Raw genomic sequence first — 20,675 nt, 5'->3', positions numbered from 1 at the left:
CACATGCGCGAGGCGGATGTGCATGGTTTGATATGGCGAGAAGTGTCGGGGCAACTGGGGGCTCCGGCGCGCAATGGCCAGCCGGCCCTCGGAGGAGAGACGTGGACCTGACGCTTGTGACACGCGAGGTCGATGGCGCGACCATCGTCGCGGTCGAGGGCGAGATCGATGTCTACACCGCTCCCAAGTTGCGCGACAAGATCACCGAGCTCGTCGCCGACGGGTCCTACCACCTGATCATCGACATGGAGGGCGTCGAGTTCCTCGACTCCACCGGTCTCGGTGTCCTGGTCGGCGGCCTCAAGAAGGTGCGCGCCCACGACGGGTCGCTCCAGCTGGTGTGCAACCAGGACCGCCTCCTGAAGATCTTCCGGATCACCGGCCTGGCGAAGGTGTTCGCGATCCACGCGTCGGCCGACGCCGCCACCTCGGCCTGACCTTTCGTCCCTTCCCGCCGGTTCGTCCCGGTGTTTTCGCGCGCCCTTATGACGAATGTGGCGGGGGTCACATGCAGGTCCCGGCGTCATGCGTAGACTCCGGGCCACTCGTGTTACCCGCGTCACACTCAAAGGAGAGCCATGCCCGGGATCTACCCCGCTGCTGTGGATGTCTCCGGAGGCAACCTCGTCCTGGTGATCGTGGTCGGAGCCATTGCGCTTGTCGCACTTGGCCTGGCCGCGATGTTCCGGGCCGAGGTGTTGGCCGCCGGTGAAGGCACCGACAACATGAAGCGGATCGCTCAGGCCGTCCAGGAAGGCGCCAACGCCTACCTCACCCGCCAGTTCCGCACCCTCGGCATCTTTGCCGTGGTTGCGTTCTTCTTCCTCCTCGCCCTGCCAGCAGATGACACTGCGGTCAGGATCGGGCGCTCGATCTTCTTCCTGGTCGGTGCCGGATTCTCTGCCGCGGTCGGTTATCTCGGCATGTCGCTGGCGGTGAAGGCGAACCTCCGGGTGGCCGCCGCCGCGGAGGAGACCGGTCGAGAACCGGCGATGAAGATCGGCTTCCGCACCGGCGCGACGGTGGGCATGCTGACCGTCGGGCTCGGCCTCCTCGGTGCCAGCGTCGTCGTCCTCCTCTACAAGGACGAGGCGCCCCACGTGCTCGAGGGCTTCGGCTTCGGCGCCGCCCTGCTCGCGATGTTCATGCGAGTCGGTGGCGGCATCTTCACCAAGGCCGCCGACGTCGGTGCCGACCTGGTCGGCAAGGTCGAGCAGGGCATCCCCGAGGACGACCCCCGCAATGCCGCCACGATCGCCGACAACGTCGGCGACAACGTGGGCGACTGTGCGGGCATGGCCGCCGACCTCTTCGAGTCGTACGCCGTGACGCTGGTCGCCGCGCTGATCCTCGGCTCCCAGGCCTTCGGTGACAAGGGCCTGGTCTACCCACTGCTGATTCCCGCCATCGGGGCCCTGACCGCAGTGCTCGGTGTCTACCTGTGCAAGCCCAAGGTCGGTGAGAACGGCCTCAAGACGATCAACCGGGCCTTCTACATCTCCGCGGCCGTCGGCGCGCTCGGCTCCGTGATCCTCTCGTACGCCTACTTGCCCGGCGACTTCGCCGACTTCAAGAACGCCACCGGCCTCGACATGGCCGACGCGTCCGGCGACCCGCGTCTGATCGCCTCGGCCGCGGTCGTCATCGGCATCGTGATGGCGGCCGGCATCCTCGCGCTGACCGGCTACTACACCGGCACCGAGCACCGTCCGGTCAAGGACGTCGGCAAGACGTCGCTGACCGGCGCCGCGACCGTGATCCTGTCGGGTCTCTCCGTCGGCTTCGAGTCGGCGGTCTACACCACGCTGGTCATCGGCGCCGCAGTGTTCGGGGCGTTCCTGCTCGGTGGCGCCACCGTCACGGTGTCCCTGTTCGCGGTGGCGCTCGCCGGTTGTGGCCTTCTCACCACCGTCGGCGTGATCGTGGCGATGGACACCTTCGGTCCGGTCTCCGACAACGCCCAGGGCATCGCCGAGATGTCCGGTGACGTCAGCGAGGAGGGCGCGCAGATCCTCACCGAGCTCGACGCCGTCGGCAACACCACGAAGGCGATCACCAAGGGCATCGCGATCGCCACGGCGGTGCTCGCGGCAACGGCGCTGTTCGGCTCCTACTCGACGTCGGTCGCAGAGGCCGTCGACGACGCGGGCGACCTGACCAAGGGTGACGAGACCCTGCTGAACTTCCTCGTCTACAACCCCGGCGTCCTGGTCGGTGTCCTGCTCGGTGCAGCGGTCGTCTTCCTGTTCTCCGGCCTGGCCATCAATGCCGTCGGCCGGGCCGCCGGCGCCGTGGTCTACGAGGTGCGGCGCCAGTTCCGCGAGATCCCCGGGATCATGGAGGGCACCGGACGTCCGGAGTACGGCAAGGTCGTCGACATCGTCACCAAGGACTCGCTGCGTGAGCTGGTGACACCCGGACTCCTCGCGGTCCTGGCACCGATCGCGGTCGGCTTCGGACTCGGTGCGGCCTCGTTGGCCGGCTTCCTGGCCGGTGCGATTGGCACCGGAACCCTGATGGCGGTCTTCCTGGCCAACGCCGGTGGGGCCTGGGACAACGCCAAGAAGCTCGTCGAGGACGGCAACCACGGTGGCAAGGGTTCCCCTGCCCACGAGGCGACGATCATCGGTGACACCGTCGGTGACCCGTTCAAGGACACTGCCGGCCCGGCGATCAACCCGCTGATCAAGGTGATGAACCTGGTCTCGCTGCTGATCGCCAGTGCCGTCGTCTCGATGAGCGTCGGCGAGGACCAGAACGACGCATTGCGGATCACCATCGCCCTGGTGGCCGTGGCGATCATCGCGGTCGCTGTCTACATCGCCAAGCGGCGTCCGATCGCGATCGGCGACGACGCCACGGCGTCGGAGGTCTCCGCCAGCGCCTGACCTCATCACCCATCGACCCGTCGCCAGTTCTCCACGAACTGGCGACGGGTCGCTCGTTTCCGCCACGGTCTGAGCCACGAACTAGGCTCGGCGCGTGCCTTCCTCGAACCCTCCCGCCTCCGACCTGCCGACCCGACTGCGTACGGCGCTCGCCGCGGCGGACTACACCTACGACGGTGTCGCCGACCTGCTCGGGCCCACGGCCCACGGCGCACTGTCCCGCAACGAGACCGTGCCGGGCCTGCAGCGCACCCGCGGTGGCACACCCCTCGAGACCCTGACCCGGCTGTTCCTCCTGCAGACCCCGGTGTCGCTGGCCGACGCCGAGAAGGCACTGCCCGGCTTGGTCGACCGGATGGCGGTCGAGGGCCTCCTCGAGCAGAGCGTCAGCGAGGTGGCGGCCCGCCTCGACGTGCGCCCGTACGCCGACGAGGAGCGCGACCTCTGGGTGGTCAGCGACCTGACCCCCGGCCTGGACGGCACACCGAACAAGGTCGGCGCCGACCACGTTCTCGGGATCAGCTCGGCCTCCACATCCCTTGCCCAGTTGACGATTCGCGAGGCCGTGGGCAGTGCACTCGACCTCGGCACCGGCTGCGGCGTCCAGGCCCTGCACCTCGCCGGGCACGTCGAGCGTGTGGTCGCCACCGACGTCAACCAGCGTGCGCTGTGGATGACCCGCCTCAACGCCGAGCTCAACGAGGTCGCGAGCCGGGTCGACGTCCGCGAGGGGTCGTTCTTCGAGCCGGTCCGTGGCGAGCAGTTCGACCTGATCTCCACCAACCCGCCGTTCGTGATCTCGCCGGCGACGGGGGAGCGGCTCGTCTACCGCGACTCCGGGCTCCCCGGCGACCGCGTCGTCGAGGACATCGTCCGGGCCGCGCCGGCGCACCTGACCACCGGTGGGTGGTGCCAGGTGCTGGCCAACTGGGTGATCGCCGACGACCGTTCCTGGGACGAGCGACTGGCCGAGTGGGTCACCGACTGCGACGCGTGGGTCGTGCAGCGCGAGGTGGTCGACCCGGCGACGTACGTCGAGCTGTGGCTCAAGGACGCCGGCCTCCAGGGGTCGCCCGACTACGTCCGCCGCTACGACACCTGGCTGGGCTGGTTCGACCAACAGGGCATCGAGGCCGTCGGGTTCGGCTGGATCAACCTTCGCCGCACCGACAGTGCTCCCACCGTGCGACTCGAGGAGTGGCCCTACGACGTGGAGCAGCCGATCGCGCCCACGGTCCACGACTGGGGCGTCGCCGTCGACCGGCTGGCCGGCCTCGACGACGAGGCACTGCTCGCCGCGCGGCTCGTCGTACGCACGGACGTGCAGCAGGAGACCGTGGGTGCCCCGGGTGCGGAGGACCCGCACACGGTGGTGCTCCGCCAGCAGCGCGGCCTGCGCCGGGCCCGGCAGGCCGACACCCTGGTGGCCGCGCTGGTCGGCGCCTGCGACGGCGAGCTCACCGTCGGGCAGATCATCGACGCACTGTCGGTGCTGCTCGAGGTCGACGCGGAGGAGGCCCGCGCGGCGCACCTGCCGACCGTCCGCGAGCTCGTCGCCGAGGGCTTCCTGGCGTAGGCGCTCCGAGCGCCGGCCCGACGTCGGCCGGACGAGAGGTCCGGCTTCGTCGTCTACTCTGTGGGCGTGTCCCAGCCCGCTTGGTATCCCGACCCCTCCGGCCAGCCGAATTCCTACCGTTACTGGAACGGCCAGTCGTGGAGCGCGGAGACCACCTCCAACCCGTACGCCGACCCGCCGCCCAGCGTGCAGGGTCAGGCTCCGGGCGCGCCGCAGCAGCCCCAGCCGTCGGCACAGCAGCCGCAGCAGCAGTGGTCGCCGCAGGGGCAGCAGTCCCAGGGGTGGCCCGGCCAGGAGTCGACGTCGGGTCAGCAGTGGTCGCCGATGCCCAGCGCCGGCGGGGGCAACGGCGGTGGCGGCAAGGGCAAGCTCTGGGTGCTGATCGGCGGTGTGCTGGCCGTGTTGATCCTGGTCGGCGGCGGCATCGCCGCGGTGCTGACGCTCGGTGACGACGACTCCGATGACAAGAAGGCCTCCGACGACTCGTCGCAGACCGACGATCCCACCGACGAGCCGACCACCGACCAGACCGACGAGCCGACCGACGGGCCCACGGACGCCGAGACGTCCGGCGCCCCCGTCCTGGAGACCTGCCCGACCGCCGGGCCGGCCGCCAAGGGCGTGTCGAAGCCCGGTCAGGTCAGCGGCGGCGGCATCTCGTTCCCGCTGACCAACGGCTACAGCGACGGCGCCGACGCCGACCAGAACGAGGACGCGTTCGACTTCCTGAGCGCTCCCAACGGGCAGATGAAGGTCATCGAGAAGACCAAGGACTCCGGCTGGATCTCGATGGTCGTGGTCGGCAGCGTGAAGAAGTCTGACGGCTACACCGACGTGCAACAGGCCGCCGAGAGCATCGCCGGCTGCATGGCCAGGTCCACGCGGCTCTACCGCAACGTGACCGACATCCGTCCGGGCGCCTCCGAGGCGCTCGACGTGGGTGGCCACGACGCCTGGCGGGTCGACACCGAGATCGAGATCAACGAGCCCAAGGTCAAGGCGACCGGTGACACGGCGGTCGTGGTGGCGGTCGACACCGGCGACCCGGAGACCTTCGCGATCTTCGCGGGAGTGGTCCCGATCGGTGACACCCAGCTCCTCGAGCAGCTCAACGCCGCAGTGGCCGGCATCACCGTGGACTGACCACCCGTTGGCCGGTCCGGGTCGGCCCGATTGCTGCACGCGCTACCGTAAGCCGCCGAGAGCCCTGTTCGATTCCCGACGGAGCTCTGCTTCGAGAAGGAGACAACGAGTTCAGTGGCACACAAGTTGGTGATCGTCGAGTCCCCCGCCAAGGCCCGCACCATTGCGGGTTACCTCGGCGCGGGATACGTCGTCGAGTCGTCGATCGGCCACATCCGTGACCTTCCGAACAACGCGGCCGACACCCCGGCGAAGATCAAGGACAAGCCGTGGGGCCGCCTGGCGGTCGACGTCGAGCACGACTTCACGCCCTACTACGTCGTCCCGCGTGACAAGAAGAGCCACATCACCAAGCTCAAGGGCTTGCTGAAGGACGCCGACGAGCTCTTCCTCGCCACCGATGAGGACCGCGAGGGCGAGGCCATCGCCTGGCACCTCCTCGACGAGCTGAAGCCGAAGAACATCCCGGTCAAGCGGATGGTCTTCCACGAGATCACCAAGGCCGCGATCCTGGCCGCCGTCGAGAACCCCCGCGAGATCGCGATGGACCTCGTCGAGGCCCAGGAGACCCGCCGCATCCTCGACCGCCTCTACGGCTACGAGGTCTCGCCGGTCCTGTGGCGCAAGGTGATGAGCGGTCTCTCCGCCGGCCGCGTGCAGTCGGTGGCCACCCGCCTCGTGGTGGACCGCGAGAAGGAGCGGATGGCCTTCCGCTCCGCGTCCTACTGGGACATCGACGGCTCCTTCGACGCCGGCGCCGGTCTCGACCCGCGCATCTTCCCGGGCAAGCTGCACTCCATCGACGGCTCGCGGGTCGCCCGCGGCTCCGACTTCGGCGACGACGGCCAGCTCAAGGCGTCCAGTGCCAGCAAGTCCGTCGTACACCTCGACCGCGCCCGTGCCGAGGCCCTGGTCTCGGGTCTCCAGGACACGACGTACGACGTCCGTTCGGTCGAGTCCAAGCCCTACAAGCGGTCGCCGTACGCCCCGTTCCGCACGACCACGCTCCAGCAGGAGGCCAGCCGCAAGCTCGGCATGAGCGCCTCCGGCACCATGTCGGTGGCGCAGCGTCTCTACGAGAACGGCTTCATCACCTACATGCGTACCGACTCCACGACGCTGTCGGGGTCGGCGATCGGTGCCGCCCGCGACCAGGTCCGCGAGCTGTACGGCGCCGAGTACCTCCCCGACAAGCCGCGGGTCTACGCCTCGAAGGTCAAGAACGCCCAGGAGGCGCACGAGGCGATCCGCCCCGCCGGCGAGAGCTTCCGTACCCCGGCGCAGACCGGCCTGACCGGTGAGCAGTTCCGCCTCTACGAGCTGATCTGGATGCGCACCGTCGCCTCCCAGATGAAGGACGCCGTCGGCAACTCGGTCTCGATCCGCTACGGCGGGGCCGCCGCCTCGGGCGAGGACGTCGTGTTCTCCTCGAGCGGCCGCGTGATCACCTTCCACGGCTTCCTCAAGGCGTACGTCGAGGGCACCGACGACAAGGCCGCCGCACGTGACGACCAGGAGACCCGCCTTCCGCTGCTCGTGGAGGGCAACCGGGTCACCGCGGCGTCGCTGCAGGCCCAGGGCCACGACACGAAGCCGCCGGCCCGCTTCACCGAGGCCACGCTGATCAAGGAGCTCGAGGAGCGCGAGATCGGCCGCCCGTCGACGTACGCCTCGATCATCGGCACGATCCTGAACCGCGGCTACGTCTACAAGAAGGGCACCGCGCTGGTGCCGGCCTGGCTGGCGTTCTCCGTGGTGCGGCTGCTGACCGACCACTTCACCCGGCTGATCTCCTACGAGTTCACCGCCGGCATGGAAGACATCCTCGACGACATCGCCGGTGGCCGCCGCGACCGCAACACCGAGCTGGCCGAGTTCTACTACGGCTCCGACAAGGTCGCCGGGCTGCACCCGCTGGTCAACGGCCTCGGTGACATCGACGCCAAGGAGCTGGCGACCTTCCCGGTCGGCGGACCCGACAGCGGCATCGCGCTGCGCGTCGGCCGCTACGGCCCCTACCTCGAGGGCCCCGGCGACGACGGGGCGCCGGCCGGCAAGCGGGCCAACGTGCCCGACGACCTGCCGCCCGACGAGCTGACCATGGAGAAGGCCAAGGAGCTCCTGGCCAACCCGGCCGGCGAGGAGATCCACCTCGGCGAGCACCCCGAGACCGGCCTGACCGTGGTCGCCAAGAACGGCCGCTACGGCCCGTTCGTCACCGAGGTGCTGCCCGAGGATGCTCCGAAGAAGGCCAAGCCGCGCACCGGCTCGCTCTTCAAGTCGATGTCGCTCGACACCATCTCGCTCGACGACGCGGTCAAGCTGCTCTCACTGCCGCGGGTGGTCGGCGAGGACGCCGAGGGTGTCGAGATCACCGCGCAGAACGGTCGCTACGGTCCCTACCTGAAGAAGGGCACCGACTCCCGGTCGATCGACTCCGAGGAGAAGCTGCTCTCGATCACGCTCGACGAGGCGCTGGCGATCTACGCCCAGCCCAAGCAGCGTGGTCGCGCCGCGGCCGCCCCGCCGCTCAAGGAGCTCGGGCCCGACCCGGTCTCCGGCCAGCCCGTGGTGGTGAAGTCCGGTCGTTTCGGTGACTACGTGACCGACGGCGAGTACAACGCCACCCTGCGCAAGGACGACACCGTCGAGGCGATCACCATCGAGCGCGCGGCCGAGCTGCTGGCCGAGCGTCGCGAGAAGGGCCCGGCGAAGAAGACGGCCAAGAAGGGCGCGAAGAAGGCCCCGGCGAAGAAGACCGCCAAGAAGGCTGCGGCCAAGAAGACGACGAAGAAGGCTGCGGCGAAGAAGACTGCCAAGAAGGCGTGAGGCCACCAGTGGGTGGCACCTCATAGGGTGTACGACGTGACGTCACCGGGCAGCTATTCAAGTGTGGGCGTCTTCGTCTGCTTCGAGGGTGGCGAGGGCGCCGGCAAGTCGACCCAGTCGACGCTGCTGCGGGCGTGGCTCGAGGAGCAGGGCTACGCCGTCGTCCTCACCTTCGAGCCGGGTGACACCGCGGTCGGTCGCCAGATCCGGCAGATCGTGCTCGACCCGGCGACCGGCGAGCTGTCCCACCGCACCGAGGCGCTCCTCTATGCGGCCGACAAGGCCGAACACATCGACACCGTGGTCTCGCCGGCGCTGGCCCGCGGCGAGGTCGTGATCACCGACCGCTACGTCGACTCCGCACTGGCCTACCAGGGCGCCGGCCGTGACCTGGTCGTCGACGAGGTCGAGCAGGTCAACCGCTGGGCCACCCACGACCTGCGCCCGCACCTCACCGTCGTGCTCGACCTCGAGCCGCAGCACGGGCTCGGTCGTTTCACCGAGCGCGACCGCATCGAGGGCGAGACCGACGACTTCCACCAGCGGGTGCGCGGGGCGTTCCTGCGGATGGCCGAGGCCAACCCCGACCACTACCTCGTGTGTGACGCCCGGCTGCCGATCGACGCGATCGCCAAGGCCGTGCGCGAACGCGTCGAGCCGATGCTGGGCCAGGCGGCACGCCGATGACCAGCACGACACAGCCCGCGACGCGGCCCGGCGACGTCTGGAGCAGCCTGGTCGGGCAGCGGCCGGTGATCTCCGCGCTGCGCACGGCCGCGGGTGGCCACGGCATGAGCCAGGCGTTCCTCTTCACCGGCCCTCCAGGCTCCGGACGCTCCAACGCCGCGATCGCCTTTGCCGCGGCCCTGCAGTGCGAGAGCGACGCCGGCCCGGGGTGCGGGGTGTGCCACTCCTGCCACACGGTGCTGGCCGGCTCCCACGCCGACGTCTCAGTGATCCGCACCGAGCGCCTCTCCATCGGCGTCGACGAGGTGCGTGACCTGGTCCGCCGCTCGGCACTCGCCCCGGTCGGCCGGCGTTGGCAGATCCTGATCGTCGAAGACGCAGACCGGCTCACCGAGCAGGCCTGCAACGCCCTGCTCAAGGCCATCGAGGAGCCGACCGACCGCACCGTCTGGATGCTCTGCGCGCCCACCGTCGACGACGTGCTGCCGACGATCCGCTCGCGGTGCCGGCTCGTCACGCTGTCGACCCCGTCGACCGCCGACGTCGCGTCGTTCCTCGTGCGCACCCTCGGGGTCGGCGAGGCCAAGGCGTCGTACGCCGCACGCGCCAGCCAGGGCCACATCGGGCGGGCCCGAGCGCTGGCCACCGACGAGGCCACCCTCAACCGGCGACGCGACGTCGTGTCGATGCCGGTGACCCTCACCTCGCTCGGTTCCGCGATGACCGCGGCCACCAACCTGCACGAGGTGGCCAAGGAGGAGGCCGAGGCGATCACCGCCGAGCTCGACGTGCGTGAGAAGTCCGACCTCGACACGACGTACGGCGTGGTCGACCGCGGCCGACGACCGCGCGAGTACAACCCGGCCCTCTCCGCACTGGAGAAGGGGCAGAAGACCCGGGCCAAGCGCCGGGTCCTCGACGTCATCGACCGTGGGCTCATGGACCTCGTCTCGGTCTACCGCGACGCCCTCGTGATCGCCACCGGCGCCGGCACCGACCTGGTCAACGAGGAGCTGCGGCGTGACCTCGACCGACTGGTCCGGGTGACCACGCCCGAGGAGAACCTCCAGCGGATCACCGCGATCTTCACCGCCCGCGAGCAGATGCTCGAGTTCAACGTGCCGCCCGCCCTGGCGCTGGAGTCCATGATGGTCGCCCTGCGCCTGCCCGAGGGGACCCGTCCGTGACCCAGGAGAAGCCAGCGTGAAACGAATCGTCGCCATCGTCTGCCTCGCCGTCCTGGTGCTGTTCGTGGTCGGCACCACGGTCTGGAACCTCGCCCTCGACAACGAGGACGACTCGTCCGGCACGATCGGCGAACCGGCGGTCCCCGACGACGAGAACGGTTCGGTGACCGGTGGCGACCAGGCGGCTCCCGATCCCGCGCTCCAGACCTTCTACGACCAGCGGGTCGACTGGTCCGCCTGCGGTGCCCGCAAGTGCGCGACCATCAAGGTGCCGCTCGACTATGACGACCCGACCGGCGCGACGATCGACCTCAACCTGCTGATGCGCCCGGCCGACGACGACGCCGGCAAGGTCGGCTACCTGGTCGTCAACCCGGGCGGCCCCGGCGCACCCGGCACCAGCTACGCCGACCAGGCCGACTATGCGTTCGGCGACCCGGTGCGCCAGAAGTTCGACATCGTCGGCTTCGACCCGCGCGGCACGGGCAAGAGCTCGCCGGTCGACTGTCTCAGCGACGCCCAGCTCGACCGCTACATCGCCGGGGACCCCGACCCCGACACCCCCGCCGAGGTGAAGGCGTTCCGCCAGTGGAACCTGCGCATGGGCGCGGGCTGCAAGAGGCTCAGCGGTGACGTCGCGGCCCACGTCTCGACGGTCGAGGCCGCCCGTGACATGGACGTCCTGCGCGCTGCCCTCGACGAAGACAAGCTGACCTACTTCGGTGCGTCGTACGGCACGAAGCTCGGTGCGACGTACGCCGACCTGTTCCCCGACCGCTCCGGCCGGCTCGTGCTCGACGGCGCCGTCGACGTGTCGCTGAGCTCGAAGCAGGCCAGCCTCGGCCAGGCCGAGGGCTTCCAGCGGGCGCTGACGGCGTACGTCGACGACTGCGTGGACGGCGGCGACTGCTACCTCGGTGACACCCGTGCCGCGGCACTGAAGACGATCAAGGACTTCCTGGCCGGGGTCGACCAGAAGCCAATGACGGTGGGCAGCCGACAGCTCGCCATCGGCAACGCGTTCTACGGCATCGTGGCGCCGCTCTACAACGCCGACTACTGGACGCTGCTCGACAACGCCCTCGGCGACGCCCTCGACGGCGACGGCACCGGGCTCCTGCAGCTCTCCGACCTCTACTCCTCGCGCAACGCCTCGGGCGGCTACGACGACAACAGCTCCGAGGCGATCTTCGCGATCAACTGCCAGGACGACCCGTCGTTCACACCGATCCGCAAGGTGCCCTCCACGTTCGCCGCGTTCCGCAAGGCGTCGCCGACCTTCGGCGAGGTCTTCGCCTGGGGCATGGCGGGCTGCGAGGGCTACCAGGGACCCAAGCCGGCCAAGCGTCCGCCTCTCACCGCCGCCGGCGCCGACCCGCTGCTGGTGGTCGGGACTACGCGCGACCCGGCCACGCCCTACGAGTGGGCGCAGGCGCTGGCCAAGCAGCTCGACCCGGCGATCCTGGTCAGCCGCGACGGTGACGGCCACACCGGCTACAACATGGGCAACGACTGTGTCGACGACGTGATCGAGTCCTACCTGATCGACGGCGAGGTCCCCACCGCCGACGTGGAGTGCAAGTAGCTTCCACGGTGTGAGGGGAGTGGGGAACGAGCGCCCTTCGAGACGGCTCGTCGCTTCGTTGGTGGATGCTGGTCGTCTCGGCGCCTTGCAACAGCCATGAGCCACCAACGAGTGTTCCCAGGCTGGTCAGATCGGCTCGGCGATCGCCTGGATCCGCGCGGTCGCCAGCTCGATCATCAGCTTCGCGGCGGGGGAGAGCGTGGCCCCCACCCGGTGCACGATCGCGATGGTGTCGACCTGACGCGGTCGCAGCGACACGAACCCGGCCTTGGGTGCCAGCCGGGGGAGCAGCGAGTCCGCCGCACCGCGCGGGATCACCGAGTCGGCCAGTCCCATGCCGACCAGCTCGACGGCGGTCTCGACGTCCTCGACCTCGATGCGGGTCTGTGGGTTCAGGCCGGTCTCGTGCATCATCCCGCGCAGCACGATCCGGGTGGAGTCGTCGGCGCGCCAGGTCGTCTCGGGCATCACGAGTGACGCCTTCGCGAGCCGCTGTGCGGTCACCGGGGTGCGCAGCCGTTCGGGATGGGCGCTGATGTAGACCAGCTCGTCGTGGGCCACCGGGGTCACGGCCATGCCCTCGCTGCTGACCTGCGGTACGGCGATCATGGCCGCCTCGATGCGACCGCGGCGGAGGTCCTCCTGGACGTCAGAGGAGTTCTGGCCGACGAGCTCGACGCGGACGCCGGGGTGCCGTTCGAGCACGTCGGCGATCAACGATGCGCCGGCGTACAACCGGGCGGTGCCGAACATGCCGAAGCGGATCGTGCCGGTCTCGAGGGCGGTCACCGACTGCACCGCGCGCCTGGCCTCCTCGGCGGACTCGACGGTCCGCTCGGCGTGCGGACGCAGGGTCTCGGCCGCGGCCGTGGGCGTGACGCCGCGACCGACCCGGGCGAAGAGCTGCACGCCGAGCGTCTTCTCCAGCGTGCGGATCTGCTCGGAGATCGAGGGCTGGGCGTAGCCGAGGTGCTCGGCGGCCGCGGTCAGTGAGCCGCGTTCATAGACGGTGAGGAAGCAGCGCAGCTGGTGCAGGGAAAGCATAGGGACTCCCTTGAGGATCTACAGGAAAGAGAGGCTACCCCTATTGGTTGTTCTGTCGGAGAATTGGTAGTGCCAGTTTCAACCAACCGGCATCAACGAGACCTTGAGGGGGTCACCATGTTCGTCAACCACTGCACCGCATGCGACCAGAAGATGCTGATCTTCCCGAGCCAGGTCACGGGCATGGCCCAGATCGACGGCGTCACCGCAATGACCTACACCTGCTGGTGCGGCTCCGAGCAGCTCTGGCACAACGGCACCACCGGCGGACAGTCCGAGGTCGCTGCCAAGCCCGCCGCCAAGACTGCCGCCAACGCGGCCTGATCCACCGGAACCTCACCCTCGACGACCGGCTCCGGGGCCGGTCGTCGATCTGATTTCNCTTCCCCGCGTTGTCCGGGATCCGTCCCGGACAACGCGCCGCCTTAGCTCAGTCGGTAGAGCGAATCACTCGTAATGATTAGGTCGTCAGTTCGATTCTGACAGGCGGCTCAGAGAAGGACCGCAGGTCAGGGGCTTGTTTCCCGGCCTGCGGTTCTTGTGATTTCGCGGGGCATCCCCTGGCGTGCCCCACAACTTCGCGAGCCTGTGATCAGCGCGCAGGGATTCGAGAAGTAGCTTCCTGATGCTGGTCACGGAACGAATACGGTCGCGCGAATTCGCAACCATGACGTTCTCCGATCCCTACAGTCGACGTCACCAGCCACTAGACGGAGTGGGCGCCCATGTCGACGACTGAAGTATCCAAGGTCCACTTTTCTGGCAACCCCGGCGAGGGTGGCCACAGTGCTGGCTAGCCGACGCCGATGGGTCGCTGCGGTGGGGTCCGCAGTTGCATGTCTCGTCTTTCTCGTGTTCGCGGTCGGACACGTCTCACCCGCACCGGGAACCCCCGACAGAGGTGATCTGGAACGCGCCCGGTTGGCAGTGCTTCACACCGACATGGACTACCCCGTCGCCCATGTCTTGGTCGCCGATCGCATGCTGGTGGTCATCGTGAGGCGAAAGGCTTTCGGCAACCGCGACCCCGGCACGGAACAGGCAGCCCTGTCCAAGAAGCTGGGCGTCCCTGTAGACCTTCAGGTCGGTGCGCTGTACTCAGAAGCCACCTTGACCGAGCCGTAGCGCAGGCGCAGCCCCGGACCGCGGTCCTCGCCACTAACCTCGGGTCATGCCCTCCCTCGTCGTCTCCCGCAGGCGACTGCTGGTGACCGGCCTGGTCGCGCCGGCCGCCTGGTCGTTGGCCGGGTGCCTCGGCGACGACTGGTCCGACCTCGCGGACGTCGACCTGACCCTGGCCACCGGCAACCCGGGCGGCGTGTTCATGCGGTACGGCGAGGCGCTGGCGACCGTCCTGGCCCGCCGCCTCGACGGGCTCAGTGCGAGGACCATCGCGACTGATGCGTCGGTGGAGAACCTGCGCCTCGTCGCCGAGGGCGGAGCGGACCTCGGGTTCTCGCTCGGCGACACCGCCTCGGACGCCAGCAGAGGCAACGGCAGCTTCGCGGAACCACTGGACGTGCAGGCGCTGACCCGCTCCTACGACAGCTTCGTGCACCTCGTGGTCAGGGCCGACTCGCGCATCACCGCGGTGAAGCAGCTGGCCGGACGCCGCGTCGGTCTGGGTGCGTTGTCGTCTGGAACGCGGGTCACCGCCGAGCGCATCCTGGGCCGCAACGGCCTGGGCCTCGACGACGTGTCGGCCTCGGGCCAGTCACTGCAGGACGACACCGCGGCCCTCGAGGCCGGTGACCTCGACGCGTTCTTCTTCGTCAGCGGGCTGCCGAACGAAGCGGTGCTCGACCTGAGTCGGCGTACGACGATCCGCCTGGTCGATCTGTCCGAGTCCGTCGACCCGATGGCCGAGACCTACGGCCCGGAGTACGTCGACGGTCTGGTGCCGGCCTCGACGTACGACCTGCCCGACGTGGTGCCGACGGTCAGCGTGAAGAACTACCTCGTCGTGTCGTCGGGCATGTCGGACGACGTGGCCTACGCCGTCTGCCGGGTGATCTTCGAGGCGCAGGACGCGATCGACCGGATCGCACCGGGTGTGCCGCAGCCGAACCTGAACGCGGCGATCTTCACCAGCCCGCTCGACCTGCACCCCGGCGCGCTGCGCTACTTCAGGGAGCGGGGCTGAGCCCCCGTCCAACGCGGTAGCATCACCTCGGCGACCAGCCCGCCGCCCTCGGCCGGACCGATCGCGAAGTGGCCAGCGAAGGTCTCCACGCGCGCCCGCACGATCGCCAGGCCGAGCCCGGTGCCGCCGATGTTCTGGTGCTCGCGGCCCCGGAAGAAGCGGGCACCGACCTGCGAGAGGTCATCGGCATGCAGGCCCCGACCGTGGTCGCGCACGCTGAGCACGACGTGGTCGTCGAGCGTGCGCAGCCGCACCTCGACCCGGGACCCGGCGGCGAACTTCGCGGCGTTGTCGAGCAGGGCGTCGAGGGCGACGTCGACGATGTCGGGCGTGGCCAGGGCCGTCGCGCTCACGGGCAGGTCGACCTCGAGGTGCTCGATCACCGGCGCCCACATCTCGCAGCGGTGTCGGGCCTGCGCGGCCACGTCGACCGGCTGCGCCGTCACCTGGTGGGCACCCACCTGGCTCAGGTCGAGCAGCGACTCGACGATCGAGTTGAGCCGGTCTGCCTCGTCGAGCGCCAGGTCGGCCTCGCCCTCGTCGCCGGTCGTCGCGCGCAGGTTCTCCAGGCGCAGCCGTAGGGCGGTCAACGGGTTGCCCAGCTGGTGGGAGGCGTCCGCGATCAGGTCGCGCTGTTGCTGCTGGGAGGTCTCCACGTTGTCGGCCATCTGGTTGAACGACCGTGCGAGGTGCCGCAGCTCGGGTGGCCCGGCCAGCGCCGGCACCCGGGTGGACAGGTCTCCCTCGGCCAGCTTCAGGGCCGCCTCGTCCAGGCTGCTGACCGGTCGGAGCACCCAGCGCACGAACGGCCCGACCACGCCCACGGCGGTCAGCACCAGCACGGCCAGACCGGCCAGGACCAGCAGGCCCAGCCGCACCCCGACGTCGGACCGGATGTCGTCGGTGGGCGTCACGAGGATCACCGAGCCGAGGACCTGGGCGTCGCGGCCCACCGGTGAACCGAGCACGATCGGGTCGCCCTGCCACGGCCACGCGGTCGGGGGCGGTGAGGTGCCACTGCCGGACAGTGCCTGCTCGACGGCCCGGGCGACGTCCGGGTCCCGGGCGTCGGCGCCCGGCGTCGATGCGGCGATCACCACCGAGTTGGCGTCGGTGACGACGACGGTGCCGCCGTACACGTCGGCGTAGCGTTCGAGGTCGGTCTCCAGCTCGTTGAAGTGGCCGTCCTCCAACGCCCGCTCGGCAAGCACCGCGAAGCGGGTCACGTCGGTGAGGCGGCGGACGAAGACGTCCTGGGTGCGATCCTCGGCGTACGCGTTGACCAGCGGCACCATCAGCGCGACCAGCAGCATGCCGAGCAGGGCGGCCGCCACCGTGACGAGTCGGCGCCTCACCCGCTCACGTCCCCTCGGCGCGAGCGGGAGCCACCCGGTAGCCGGTGCCGCGCACCGTCTCGATGAGCTCCGGCCGGCCGAGCTTCCCGCGCAGGCTCGCGACATGTACGTCGATCGTGCGGGAGGCGCCCACCCACGAGGTGTGCCAGATCGCCTCCATGATCGACTCCCGGGTGACCACGTCGCCATTGCCCTGCACCAGCAGGGCAAGCAGGTCCAGCTCCTTGGGCGCGAGCGCGACCGGCTCGTCGTCGACGTACGCCTGGCGGGCCCCGGTGTCGACCCGGATGCCGCCGAACTCCGCGCGCTCGGAGACCGTACGCCGACCGCTGCGGCGCATCACCGCCTCGATCCGCGCCATCAGCTCGGCGAGCCGGTAGGGCTTGGTGACGTAGTCGTCGACCCCGGCACGCAGTGCGGCCACGACACTGGACTCCTCGCGGCGGGCGGTGACCGCGATGATCGGCACGGGGTTCACCTCGCGGATCTGGCGGCACAGGGCGAAGCCGTCCTGGTCGGGGAGCCCCATGTCGAGCAGGATCAGGTCGGCGGCCGCATGCATCGTCATCGCCTGGGCCGCGGTCGCCGCCCGGTCGACGATCAGGTTGGCCCGTTGCAGGGCCGGTTCGAGGGCGGCGACCACTCGGTCGTCGTCCTCGACGAGAAGGATGCGCATGGGTCCTCAGGAGGGATCGGAGCGGCGTACCTCAAGGCTCTGTAAAGTCTCGCAGCCAAGTGTGGATGTGACGTGGTTCACGTCCATACGTTACCCAGCATGCCTACCCCAACCGCCACCCCCCGCGACCGCACGGACGGCCTCGAGCTGTCCGCCGCCGACGCCGAGAAGCTGGCCGCAGAGTTCGACGAGGAGCGGCCCGGCCGACGGCTGTCGCTGCGGGTCGACCGGTTGGTCAACCTCTGGTGCTTCCTGGTCGCCCTGTTCGTGCTCAAGCAGGTGTTCTGGCCGCTGACCCTGGGCAGCCAGTACTACCTCGTGCTGTTCCTGGCCACCACGCTCCCGCTGGCCTTCGTCTGCTACCGGTTCCGGGCCTCACGACACGACCCGATCGAGGCGCTCAACGCCACCGAACGCAACGACAACCCGGGCATCGTCGACTGGGCCCTGGCGTTGATCACCCTGGTGGTCGGGCTCTATCCGGTGCTGCCGATCGCGCAGACGTCGTACGGGTTCGGTGGCTACGAAGGCTTCCTCGACCGGCAGGGATCGCTGCTCGACCTCGACATCGCGGCCGGCCTGCTGCTCATGGTGCTGGTCCTCGAGGCCACGCGCCGCACCACCGGCCTGGTCCTGCCCGCCGTCTGCCTGGTCTTCTTCGCCTACGCCTACTACGGCGGCTACCTGCCGATCCACTGGACCATCTCGCACATGGGCCTGAACATCGACCAGATCGTCAACGCCCTCTACAACGAGGCCAGCGGATTCTTCGGGGTGCCGCTCGACGTCGCCGCGACGTACATCGTGCTGTTCACGATCTACGGCGCCGTCCTCGAGCGGATGGGCGCAGGCCGGTTCTTCGTCGAGTTCGCGTTCTCGCTCTTCCGCAAGTCCTCCACCGCGCCGGGGCGCACCGTGGCCACCTCGGGCTTCCTGCTCGGCACCGTCTCCGGCTCCGGTACGGCGACCGCGGTCACCCTCGGCTCGTTCGCCTGGCCGATCCTCAAGCGGGCCGGCTACCCCAAGGAGTCCGCCGGCGGCATGCTGGCCGCCTCCGGCATCGGCGCGATCCTCTCGCCGCCGACCATGGGTGCTGCCGCGTTCATCATCGCGGAGTACCTCAGCGTCTCCTACATCACCGTGCTCGGCTGGGCGATCGTGCCCACCCTGCTCTACTACGTCGGCATCTTCATCGCCGTCGAGATCGACGCCCGGCGCTTCGGCGCCAAGCGGGTCGAGCTCGCGATCGGCAGCCCCTGGCAGCTGCTGGCCCGCTCCGGCTACCACTTCCTCAGCCTGGGCGTGATCATCTTCTTCCTCGCCATCGACGTGCCGCCGTTCAAGGCCGTCGTCTACGCCACGCTGGTGGCCGCGGCCTTCGGCCTGGCCGAGGCGTTCCTCTCCCGCCGCCCGGTGGTCAGCGGGTTCAGTGAGACCGACGAGGGCCCCGGTGAGCGGATGGAGCTGAAGGCCTCGCTGGTCAACTTCGTCTCCCGCCTGTACGGCGCCCTGGCCGGCGGCATCCGCTCCGGACTGCCGGTGATCGCCGTCTGCGCGGCGGCAGGTGTCATCACCTCCACCATCGCCAAGACCGGCCTCGGCCAGGTCCTGGCCGACTTCCTGGTGCAGGCGGCCGAGGCGATCGCGCCGAACCACGCCGTGCTGATCCTGCTGTCGGCGATCTTCTCCGCCATCGCGATCCTGATCCTGGGCCTGGCCGTGCCGGTCACCGCGTCGTTCATCCTCAGCTGGGTGGTCATCGGCCCGGCCCTGATCTCGCTGGGTGTCGGCGCCCCCGAGGTGGCGATGTTCATCTTCTACTACGCCGTGCTCTCGGAGGTCTCCCCGCCGACGGCGCTGGCCGCGGTCGCCTCCGCCGCCATCACCGGCGGCAAGGTGATCCCGACGATGATGCAGGCCTGCAAGTACACCCTGCCGGCCTTCCTGGCACCGCTCGCGTTCGTGGTCACCGACAACGGGTCGCTGCTGCTCGGCCGGGGGAGCCTGGCCGGCGTCGTCGGTGCCACGGTGGTCTGCTGCCTCGCCGTCGCCGGGCTCGCCGTCGCCACCACTGGGTGGATGTTCGGCCCCACCCGCCTGGTCGAACGGCTCCTCTGCCTCGCCGCCGCGCTGCTGCTGCTCTACCTCGAGCCGCTCTCGATGATCGCCGGCGGCGTCGTGCTGGCCGTCGCCGTACTGCTCCACCTGGCGGTGCGTGGGCGCGACCGCACCGCAGAGCCCGCCCCACAGTCCTGAGCATCCCCATTCCCGCCCACGCGTCACCTTCCCTCCGTCCCACCCCATCAGAGAAACGGTCACTCCCATGAAGAAGCAGAAGAAGCTCGCCCTCCTCACCGCCGGCATCGCCACCGCCGCCCTGACCCTGGCCGCGTGCGGTGGTCAACAGGCCGGGGACGAAGCCGGCAGCGGAGCCGACGAGTCCAGCTGTGACGCCGGCGAAGGGCGCCTCAGCATCGCCACCGGCAACTCCACGGGCGTCTACTTCGTGGTCGGCGGCGGCCTCGCCAAGCTGATCAACGACGAGACCGACGTGCAGGCCACCTCCGCGGAGACCGGGGCGTCGGTGCAGAACATCCAGCAGCTGGTCGAGGGCGACTACGACGTGGCGTTCTCGCTGGCCGACACCGCTGCAGACGCGGTCAACGGCGAAGGTGACTTCGACTCGGCCGAAGACGTGTCGACGATCGGTCGCATCTACTCCAACTACACCCAGATCGTGGTGCGCACGGACTCCGGCATCGACTCGGTGGCCGACTTCAAGGGCAAGCGGATCTCGACAGGCTCGCCGCAGTCCGGCACCGAGGTGATCGCCAACAAGCTGATCGAGGCCGCCGGGTTGAAGACCAGCGACGTCAAGGCCCAGCGCCTCGACCTGACCAAGACCATCGACGGCATGAAGGACGGCAGCATCGACGGCCTCGTGTGGTCCGGTGGCATCCCGACCCCGGCGCTGACCGACCTGGTCACCTCGGTCGGTGACGACGTGAAGTTCCTCGACGCCACACCGCTGCTGCCGAAGCTGAAGAAGATCAACCAGGTCTACGAGGCCGGCACCGTGCCCGCCGCCACCTACGAGCTCGACAAGGACGTCCCGTCGATCGTGGTGCCCAACCTGCTGATGGTCCGCAACGACATGCGCGACAACCTGGCCTGCGCGCTGACCACCCTGGTCTTCGGCGAGACCGACAAGCTGGTCGACGTCCACCCGGCGGCCAAGGAGATCGCGTTGGAGAACGGTGAGAAGAGCGACCCCGTGCCGGTGCACCCCGGTTCCGAGCGCGCCTTCGCCGACCTCGCGAAGTAGCGCCCGGCCCGACCGTTCCGCATGACGCCCCCACCGATCCCGCCCAGGAGTGACCCCGTGAACGACCACCCCACCACCGCCGCGTCGAAGGCACCCATGACGCCGCTCCAGTTCTTCGACACCGACGCGTTGCTCTCGGAGGAGGATGTCGCGATCCGCGACACGGTGCGCAAGTACGTCGAGTCGAAGGTGAAGCCGCAGCTGGCTGGTTGGTACGAGTCGGCGTCGATTCCGGCG

General features: G+C 69.4%; 16 protein-coding genes, 1 tRNA gene and 1 pseudogene. 15 read left to right on the top strand and 3 right to left on the bottom strand.

Translation table 11 applies throughout. The features are described 5' to 3' along the window. The first annotated feature begins 101 nt into the window (after positions 1-101). From ASD66_RS06215 to ASD66_RS06180, 8 genes are all read left to right on the top strand, one after another. Positions 102-437 (top strand): STAS domain-containing protein, encoded by a 336-nt coding sequence (locus tag ASD66_RS06215; protein WP_056679872.1) that lies wholly within the window; start codon positions 102-104, stop codon positions 435-437. Positions 438-578: 141 nt separating this feature from the next. Continuing rightward, complete coding sequence (locus ASD66_RS06210) at positions 579-2,888, top strand: sodium-translocating pyrophosphatase (protein WP_056679875.1); 2,310 nt, start codon at positions 579-581, stop codon at positions 2,886-2,888. A gap of 94 nt (positions 2,889-2,982) precedes the next feature. Then, a complete protein-coding gene (locus ASD66_RS06205; RefSeq protein WP_056890318.1) occupies positions 2,983-4,464 on the top strand; it encodes a methyltransferase in 1,482 nt (493 codons plus the stop codon). 66 nt (positions 4,465-4,530) lie between these two features. Continuing rightward, positions 4,531-5,607, top strand: coding sequence for a DUF2510 domain-containing protein (locus ASD66_RS06200; RefSeq protein ID WP_162254250.1), 1,077 nt, complete (start codon positions 4,531-4,533; stop codon positions 5,605-5,607). Positions 5,608-5,721: 114 nt separating this feature from the next. Continuing rightward, positions 5,722-8,436, top strand: a complete 2,715-nt coding sequence (gene topA, locus ASD66_RS06195; RefSeq protein ID WP_056890316.1) for a type I DNA topoisomerase — start codon at positions 5,722-5,724, stop codon at positions 8,434-8,436. Between the two features lie 36 nt (positions 8,437-8,472). After that, positions 8,473-9,123, top strand: coding sequence for a dTMP kinase (gene tmk / locus ASD66_RS06190; protein ID WP_056679955.1), 651 nt, complete (start codon positions 8,473-8,475; stop codon positions 9,121-9,123). Then, the gene (locus ASD66_RS06185; RefSeq protein WP_056679887.1) at positions 9,120-10,310 is read left to right on the top strand and encodes a DNA polymerase III subunit delta'; all 1,191 of its coding nucleotides are present in this window, start codon (positions 9,120-9,122) and stop codon (positions 10,308-10,310) included. The genes tmk and ASD66_RS06185 overlap by 4 nt, the downstream gene beginning before the upstream one ends. A gap of 16 nt (positions 10,311-10,326) precedes the next feature. Further along, the gene (locus ASD66_RS06180) at positions 10,327-11,895 is read left to right on the top strand and encodes an alpha/beta hydrolase (protein WP_056890315.1); all 1,569 of its coding nucleotides are present in this window, start codon (positions 10,327-10,329) and stop codon (positions 11,893-11,895) included. Positions 11,896-12,021: 126 nt separating this feature from the next. Here the strand turns inward: ASD66_RS06180 and ASD66_RS06175 are convergent, their stop codons facing one another. After that, the gene (locus tag ASD66_RS06175; RefSeq protein WP_056890314.1) at positions 12,022-12,939 is read right to left on the bottom strand and encodes a LysR family transcriptional regulator; all 918 of its coding nucleotides are present in this window, start codon (positions 12,937-12,939) and stop codon (positions 12,022-12,024) included. A 117-nt stretch (positions 12,940-13,056) separates the two neighbouring features. Here ASD66_RS06175 and ASD66_RS06170 point away from each other — a divergent pair, with 117 nt between their 5' ends. The 4 genes from ASD66_RS06170 to ASD66_RS06155 all read left to right on the top strand — a co-directional run bounded on the left by ASD66_RS06170 (position 13,057) and on the right by ASD66_RS06155 (position 15,082). Beyond that, on the top strand, positions 13,057-13,263 hold the full coding sequence (locus ASD66_RS06170) for a hypothetical protein (RefSeq protein ID WP_056679895.1): 207 nt from the start codon (positions 13,057-13,059) through the stop codon (positions 13,261-13,263). A gap of 95 nt (positions 13,264-13,358) precedes the next feature. Next, positions 13,359-13,431 (top strand) — tRNA-Thr (locus tag ASD66_RS06165). Positions 13,432-13,791: 360 nt separating this feature from the next. Continuing rightward, entirely contained in the window at positions 13,792-14,064 is a 273-nt protein-coding gene (locus ASD66_RS06160; protein ID WP_200949882.1) for a hypothetical protein, read from the top strand. Between the two features lie 46 nt (positions 14,065-14,110). Next, entirely contained in the window at positions 14,111-15,082 is a 972-nt protein-coding gene (locus ASD66_RS06155) for a TAXI family TRAP transporter solute-binding subunit (protein ID WP_056890312.1), read from the top strand. On the opposite strand, the gene ASD66_RS06150 is transcribed toward ASD66_RS06155, so the two are convergent. Further along, a complete protein-coding gene (locus tag ASD66_RS06150; protein ID WP_056890311.1) occupies positions 15,061-16,437 on the bottom strand; it encodes a sensor histidine kinase in 1,377 nt (458 codons plus the stop codon). The two genes, ASD66_RS06155 and ASD66_RS06150, sit on opposite strands and share 22 nt — an antisense overlap. Positions 16,438-16,441: 4 nt before the next feature. After that, entirely contained in the window at positions 16,442-17,113 is a 672-nt protein-coding gene (locus ASD66_RS06145) for a response regulator transcription factor (protein WP_056679904.1), read from the bottom strand. A gap of 99 nt (positions 17,114-17,212) precedes the next feature. On the opposite strand from ASD66_RS06145, the gene ASD66_RS06140 reads away from it, so the two are divergent. From ASD66_RS06140 to ASD66_RS24685, 3 genes and pseudogenes are all read left to right on the top strand, one after another. Then, positions 17,213-19,369 carry a TRAP transporter permease gene (locus ASD66_RS06140; protein ID WP_082599339.1) on the top strand — a complete coding sequence of 719 codons (2,157 nt, stop codon included), beginning with the start codon at positions 17,213-17,215 and terminating at the stop codon, positions 19,367-19,369. Positions 19,370-19,436: 67 nt separating this feature from the next. Then, a complete protein-coding gene (locus tag ASD66_RS06135) occupies positions 19,437-20,438 on the top strand; it encodes a TAXI family TRAP transporter solute-binding subunit (RefSeq protein WP_056679907.1) in 1,002 nt (333 codons plus the stop codon). A 57-nt stretch (positions 20,439-20,495) separates the two neighbouring features. Beyond that, positions 20,496-20,675: pseudogene (locus tag ASD66_RS24685) on the top strand (hypothetical protein); the annotation flags it as partial.

The sequence above is a fragment of the Nocardioides sp. Root151 genome, from assembly GCF_001427925.1.
In the GTDB taxonomy this organism is placed as follows: domain Bacteria; phylum Actinomycetota; class Actinomycetes; order Propionibacteriales; family Nocardioidaceae; genus Nocardioides.
This window is presented reverse-complemented; position numbering and strand designations above follow the sequence as displayed.